The 6314-nt window shown below is 71.7% G+C and carries 6 protein-coding genes; 1 reads left to right on the top strand and 5 read right to left on the bottom strand.

The window, feature by feature from the left end; translation table 11 throughout:
• Positions 1-105 precede the first annotated feature (105 nt).
• A complete protein-coding gene (locus tag ACH4TL_RS32470; protein WP_398325986.1) occupies positions 106-894 on the bottom strand; it encodes a 2OG-Fe(II) oxygenase in 789 nt (262 codons plus the stop codon).
• A 131-nt stretch (positions 895-1025) separates the two neighbouring features.
• Here ACH4TL_RS32470 and ACH4TL_RS32465 point away from each other — a divergent pair, with 131 nt between their 5' ends.
• The gene (locus tag ACH4TL_RS32465; RefSeq protein ID WP_398325983.1) at positions 1026-1505 is read left to right on the top strand and encodes a nuclear transport factor 2 family protein; all 480 of its coding nucleotides are present in this window, start codon (positions 1026-1028) and stop codon (positions 1503-1505) included.
• On the opposite strand, the gene metF is transcribed toward ACH4TL_RS32465, so the two are convergent.
• Genes metF through ACH4TL_RS32445 form a run of 4 tightly spaced genes read right to left on the bottom strand, consistent with a single transcriptional unit; the run spans position 1432 to position 6314 of the window.
• Positions 1432-2382: a methylenetetrahydrofolate reductase [NAD(P)H] gene (gene metF / locus ACH4TL_RS32460; protein ID WP_398325980.1), complete on the bottom strand. Its 951-nt coding sequence runs from the start codon at positions 2380-2382 to the stop codon at positions 1432-1434. The genes ACH4TL_RS32465 and metF overlap by 74 nt on opposite strands.
• Complete coding sequence (locus ACH4TL_RS32455) at positions 2379-3362, bottom strand: carbohydrate kinase family protein (protein ID WP_398325977.1); 984 nt, start codon at positions 3360-3362, stop codon at positions 2379-2381. Before ACH4TL_RS32455 ends, metF begins: the two co-directional genes overlap by 4 nt.
• A 34-nt stretch (positions 3363-3396) precedes the next feature.
• Positions 3397-4620 (bottom strand): methionine adenosyltransferase, encoded by a 1224-nt coding sequence (gene metK / locus ACH4TL_RS32450; RefSeq protein WP_398325974.1) that lies wholly within the window; start codon positions 4618-4620, stop codon positions 3397-3399.
• A gap of 23 nt (positions 4621-4643) precedes the next feature.
• The gene (locus ACH4TL_RS32445; protein WP_398325971.1) at positions 4644-6314 is read right to left on the bottom strand and encodes an FAD-dependent monooxygenase; all 1671 of its coding nucleotides are present in this window, start codon (positions 6312-6314) and stop codon (positions 4644-4646) included.

Here is a 6314-nt window from a genome sequence, read left to right as displayed (position 1 = left end):
CGGTCCGGGAGTAACGGCTCGATCCGCGCCCACTGCGCATCAGTCAACGGCACACCCGAACCAACGACCTGCTGATCCAAACGAAACTGCCTAGGGCGCCTCGGCTCAGCGGGCGTTGTGGAAGATGATGCCGAGGGTGGTCCGGCGCCCCGAGGCCACCGCGTTGGTGCCGTGCCGCATGGCGTGGCGGCGGTAGCCGTGCGGCCCCCGCGCGGGCCGGTGGCGGACGGGGAAGATCATGCCCTGGCCGAGGCGCGGGGTGAGGACGATCGCGCGGGACTGGGAGCGGGGGCGCTGCTCCACGAAGACGTTCTCCCCGCCGGTGAAGTCCTGGCCGGGCTCGTTCAGCATGAAGGCGATCTGGAGCGGGAAGACGATGTCGCCGTAGATGTCCTGGTGCAGACAGGCGTAGTCGCCGGGGCCGTAGTTCAGGATGAGCGGGGTGGGCCTGCGCTGGCCGTTGGCCGCGCATTCGGCGAGCAGGCCGTCCAGGGCGGGCGGAAAGGTGCGTTCGTTCAGCAGCGGCGCCCACCGGTTGGCCATCCACGCCATCGGCGGGTACAGCCGCTCGCGCAGGGTCTGGACGAGCGGTACGGCGGAGGGGTCGGCGTAGTACTTGTAGGTGCCGCGGCCGAAGTCGTGGCGTTGCATCACCACGGTCGAGCGGAACAGCCCGGGGTCGTCGAAGGTGTCGATGAGCGTGGCGCACTGCTCGCGGGAGAGCAGCGGCGGGGTGAGGGCCACACCGTTCTGGTCGAGCTGGGCGTACAGCCCCGGCCAGTCCAGGTCCGCGAGGGCGGGGAGGGCGTCGTGGGCGGTGCGTGGTGCGTCCCCGGCGCCCGCGGCCGCGGTGGGGCCGCCGGGCAGGTCGAGGGGAAGTTCGGTCTGGTCCATGGCGGACAGTCTTTCCGGCCGGTCGCGGGCGCGGAGCGCGATGGCCGAATCCCGCCAGCAATGGAGGAGCGCAGGCGGTTGGCTGGGAGAGGAGAGTCAATCACCGTACGTTTCCCGGGAGTCGTCACACCATGTCTTCGAACGACAGCGCCATCGCCGTGATGCAGCGGTTCTACGCGGCCGAGCGGGCCTATGTCATGGCGGGCGGCTCCGGCCGGGCCGGTTTCGAGGAGATCGCCGCGTGTCTGGACCCGGAGGTGGAGCTGCACCAGGCGCCGGGGCTGCCGTTCACGGGCGTCTGGCACGGACCCGAGGGCATGGAGCGGTTCATCTCGGTCATGGGCGAGCTGTGGGAGTCGATGGAATTCCTCGAACAGCGTCAGCTCGTGGACCGCGACACCGTGGTGGCGGCGAACCGGGTGCGCTTCGTCGCGCGGGCGACCGGCCGCGAAGTGGTCACCTCGATCGTGCAGACGGTGAACCTCCGGGACGGCCGCATCCGCGAGATCCGGCCCTACTACTGGGACCCCGCCGCGATCAGCGAGGCCTGTGGCGGACGGGTGGTGGCACCAGATTCCGATGGATCTCCAGCGCCGCGTCCGATCGGTTGAGCGTGATGTAGTGCAGGCCCGGGGCGTCCTCGTCCAGCAGCCGCCGGGCCATGGCGGTGGCGTGGTCGACGCCGATCCTGCGCCCCGCCTCGGGGTCGCCCTGGGCGGCCTCCAGCCGCCGGGCGAGGCCGTCGGGGAAGCGGGCGTCGCTCAGTTCGGCGAAGCGGCGCACCTGTCGGAAGTCGGTCGCTGGCATGATCTCGGGAATGATCGGGATCTGGCAGCCCGCGGCCGCCACCCGGTCCCGCAGCCGCAGATAGTCCTCGGCGTCGAAGAACATCTGGGTGACGGCGTAGTCGGCGCCCGCCCGGCACTTGGCCACGAAGTGGCGGACGTCGCTGTCCCAGTCCGGGGAGCGCGGGTGGCGCTCGGGGAAGGCGGCCACGCCGATGCTGAAGCCGCACGACTCGCGGATGAGGGCGACCAGTTCGCCCGCGTAGGTCAGCCCGTCCGGTTCGGCGAGCCAGGGCCCGCGGGGGTCGCCGGGCGGGTCGCCGCGCAGGGCGAGGACGTCGAGGATCCCGGCGTCCGCGTACTGGCCGATGATGTTGCGGAGTTCGCCGACCGAGTGCCCGACCGCGGTGAGGTGGGCGACCGGCCGTACGGTGGTCTCCGCGGCGATCCGCTTGGTCAGCCCGATGGTCCGGTCCCGCGACGAGCCGCCCGCTCCGTACGTCACCGAGACGAACGTCGGCGCGTGGCGCTCGATCCGCCGAATCGCGTTCCACAGGGTCCGCTCCCCCGCCGCGGTCTTCGGCGGGAAGAACTCGAAGGAGTACGAGCGCTCGCCCGCGGCCAGCAGCTCGGCCGGGGACCGGCGCGGTGCGCGCGCCCGCACCGCGGTTCCGCCCGGGTGGGTCAGCGGTGGCGCGGTCATGCCGACCGCACCAGATGGGGTTCGAGTGCCTGGGCGGCCTCGCCTCCGTAGCCCTTGTCGACCCTGCTCACCAGGTCGCCGGCGGAGAGCTTGTATTCCTGGGTGCCGACCGACTCCAGGACCACCGTGGCCAGGGCGCAGCCGAGCTGGGCGGCCCGCTCGTGACCGAGCCCCCAGGCGACCCCGGCGAGGAATCCGGCGCGCAGCGCGTCGCCGCCGCCGGTGGGGTCGACCATCCCGGACGTCGGGACGGCGGGGATCTCCAGTGTCGGCCGCCCCGCCGCCTCGACGCGGACGCCATCGGCTCCGCCGGTGGTGATCCAGGTGCCGACCCGGTCCAGGATCTCGCGGTCGCTCCAGCCGGTGTGGTCGCGGAGCATCGCCGCCTCGTAGGCGTTGGTGAACAGGTAGCGGGCGCCCTCGACCAGCCTGCGCGCCTCGTCGCCGCTGGTGCGGGCGAGCTGCTGCGAGGGGTCGGCGGCGAAGGCCCAACCGCGGCCGCGGCACTCGTCGGTGTGGCGCAGCATGGCCTCGGGGTCGTTGGGGGCGATCACCACGAGGTCGAGTCCTCCGGCGCGCCGCACGACCGGTGCCAGCTCGATCTCCTTCGCCTCGGCCATGGCACCGGCGTAGAAGGTGGCGATCTGGTTCTGGTCGGCGTCGGTCGTGCACACGAACCGCGCGGTCCTGCGTGTCTCGCTGACCCGCACTGACTCGGTGTCCACGCCGTTGGACCGCAGCCAGCAGCCGTAGGAGGCGAAGTCGACCCCGGCGGCGCCGACGAGGAGGGGGTCGAGCCCGAACCTGCCCAGGGCGAGGGCGATGTTCGCGGCGACGCCGCCCCGCCGGATGTCCAGATCGTCGGCGAGGAACGACAAGGAGACCTTGTCGAGCTGCCCGGCGATCAGTTGCTCGGCGAACCGTCCGGGATAGACCATCAGATGGTCGATCGCGATCGATCCGGTGACGGCTATGCGCACGTCGGTCTCCTCCTTGGGAGTGGTCGAGGGGGAACTACAGTCCGGCGGCGGCGCGGAGGGCGTCGACTCGGTCGGTGCGCTCCCAGGTGAAGTCGGAATCCTCACGGCCGAAGTGGCCGTACGCCGCGGTCTTGGCGTAGATCGGGCGGAGCAGGTCGAGGTCGCGGATGATCGCGGCCGGGCGGAGGTCGAAGACCTCGGAGATGGCCTTCTCGATCTTCTCGGCGTCGATCGTGGCGGTACCGAAGGTCTCGACGAACAGACCGACCGGCTCGGCCTTGCCGATCGCGTAGGCGACCTGCACCTCGCAGCGCTGGGCCAGGCCCGCGGCCACGACGTTCTTGGCGACCCAGCGCATCGCGTACGCAGCGGAGCGGTCGACCTTGGACGGGTCCTTGCCGGAGAACGCGCCGCCACCGTGGCGGGACATGCCGCCGTAGGTGTCGATGATGATCTTCCGGCCGGTCAGCCCGGCGTCGCCCATCGGGCCGCCGATCTCGAAGCGGCCGGTCGGGTTGACCAGCAGCCGGTAGCCCTCGGTGTCCAGCTTGATGCCGTCCTCGACCAGCTGCCGCAGGACCGGCTCGACCACGAAGATGCGGATGTCCGGCGTCAGCAGGGTCTCCAGATCGACGTCGGTGGCGTGCTGCGAGGAGACGACGACGGTGTCCAGGCGCACCGCCTTGTGGCCGTCGTACTCGATGGTGACCTGGGTCTTGCCGTCCGGGCGCAGATAGGGAACGGTCCCGTTCTTCCGCACCTCGGACAGCCTGCGCGAGAGCCGGTGCGCCAGGTCGATCGGCAGCGGCATCAGCTCGGGCGTCTCGTCGCACGCGTAGCCGAACATCAGGCCCTGGTCACCCGCGCCCTGCTTGTCCAGCTCGTCCCCCAGGTCACCGTCGGTGGAACCCCCGACCCGTGTCTCGTAGGCGGCGTCCACGCCCTGGGCGATGTCGGGGGACTGCGAGCCGATGGACACCGAGACGCCGCAGGAGGTGCCGTCGAAGCCCTTCTTCGACGAGTCGTAGCCGATGTCGAGGATCTTGTCGCGGACGAGCGTCGCGACATCCGCGTACGCCTTGGTCGTCACCTCACCGGCGACATGGACCAGGCCGGTGGTGATCAGGGTCTCTACGGCGACCCGCGAGGCCGGGTCCTCCGTCAGGAGCGCGTCGAGGATGGTGTCGCTGATCTGGTCGGCGATCTTGTCGGGATGGCCCTCGGTCACGGACTCCGAGGTGAACAGGCGCAGCGTCATGGCGAGTTCCCCTTAGCGAGAGGTCATGCGGACGTGTGGTGTCCCGTCACCCGGGCCACCAGGTCGCCGGGGTCGGTGGGCAGGGCGTTGCCGCGCCAGGCGACGTGCTGGTCGGGGCGGATGAGGACCAGGTCGCGCTCGTACAGGTCGCGGACGATCGGGTCCTCGACCTCCAGGACGCGCAGCGGCAGTCCGGCGGCCTGGGCGGCGGCCCGGAGCTCCTTGACGGGCGGCGGCTCGGGGCCCAGCCGGAGCGCCGTGTAGTACGGGCCGAAGCGGTCGAAGAGCGAGCTGCCGGGGCCGCGCCAGTCGTCCAGCCATACGTGCGGGGCGCGTCCGCCGGGGATGGCGGAGGGCGTGTAGGTGCCCAGGGAATCGCTCGGCGGCTCCTCGTCGGAGTCGATGAGCGGGGAGCCGTCGTACCGGGCGCCGAGCTGCACGCCGATCGAGTGGGTGCGCTCGCCGTAGGCGCGTACGAGGGCGCCGACCCGGGCGCGCGCCTTCGCGCCCTCCGGCGAGTCGTCCTCCATGACGGCGGGGCGCTCGATGTCGGCGAGGCCGGTGTTGAGTTCGCGGGCGGCGGCGGTGTTGCGCAGGGCGATCGGGCGCCGCTCGCTCTCGTAGGTGCGGAGCAGCCCGGGGCCGCCCCAGCCCTGGATGGTCCCGGCCAGCTTCCAGGCGAGGTTGGCGGTGTCGTCCACCCCGGTGTTCATGCCGAAGCCGCCGTTGGGGGTGAAGAGGTGGGCCGAGTCGCCCGCGAGGAACACCCGGCCCACGGTGAAGCGCTCGGCGACCAGGGCGGCGCCCGGGGTCCAGGGGCGGTGGCTGAGCACCTCGACGGGCAGGTCGGTGCCGGCCGCGCGGCGTACCAGCGAGGCCAGTTCGGCGGGGCTGGTGGTGTCCGGGTCGACGGAGCTGGTGAGCAGGAAGAACTCGTCCCGGCCGTTGAGCGCGATCAGGTTCATGACCAGCTCGGGGTTGAGCGACCAGTAGCTCCAGGCCCGCCTGCCGGTGAACACGTCCGTGTGGAAGGTCGGCAGCCGCAGATGGGCGGCGGTGGCACGGCGGCCCAGGATCTCCTGCTCCAGCGATCCGGGGCCCTCGTAGTGCACTCCCAGGGCGCGGCGTACGAAGCTGCGGCCGCCGTCGCAGCCCACCGCGTACGGCGCCTGCCAGCGCTCCCGGGCCCCGCCGGTGACGCTCTCGGCCTCCAGGGTGACGCCGGTGGCGTTCTGCTTGAGGCCGGTCACCCGCCAGCCGAAGCGGAAGGTGATGGTGGGGCGGGTCATGGCGTGCTCGTACAGGAACTTCTCGACGTACATCTGATTGGCGCGGTGCACCGGCTCGGGCGTCTGGTCGGTGCGCGGCGTGGCGGCGAGTGCCCGCAGCCGCTCCCCCGGTGAGGGCAGCGTCAGCCGGGACAGGTCGAAGCCGCTGTAGCGGGTGAAGTAGGCGATGTCGAGGGTGTGGTCGGCGGGCGGGCCCAGCCGCCGGATCTGGCCGGAGATGCCCAGGCGCCGGTAGTGCTCCATGGTGCGGGCGTTGTGGGTGTTGCCCCGGGGCTTGTCCTCCATGGTGGGCTCGGCGTTGAACAGCACCGACTCGATGCCGTAGCGGTCGAGGAAGAGCGCGAGCATGATGCCCACCGGACCGGCGCCCACGATGGCGACGGGCGTGCGCAGGGCGTCCTTCAT

It is taken from the genome of Streptomyces sp. NPDC021115, assembly GCF_044333065.1.
In the GTDB taxonomy this organism is placed as follows: Bacteria; Actinomycetota; Actinomycetes; order Streptomycetales; family Streptomycetaceae; genus Streptomyces.
Note: the sequence above shows the minus strand (reverse complement) of the source record. Positions and strands in the feature narration are given on the sequence as shown.

Coding starts and splice junctions, on each gene's coding strand:
- ACH4TL_RS32470 (WP_398325986.1), bottom strand. CDS start 894: ATGGACCAGACCGAACTTCCCCTCGACCTGCCCGGCGGCCCCACCGCG.
- ACH4TL_RS32465 (WP_398325983.1), top strand. CDS start 1,026: ATGTCTTCGAACGACAGCGCCATCGCCGTGATGCAGCGGTTCTACGCG.
- metF (WP_398325980.1), bottom strand. CDS start 2,382: ATGACCGCGCCACCGCTGACCCACCCGGGCGGAACCGCGGTGCGGGCG.
- metK (WP_398325974.1), bottom strand. CDS start 4,620: ATGACGCTGCGCCTGTTCACCTCGGAGTCCGTGACCGAGGGCCATCCC.
- ACH4TL_RS32445 (WP_398325971.1), bottom strand. CDS start 6,314: ATGAAGGACGCCCTGCGCACGCCCGTCGCCATCGTGGGCGCCGGTCCG.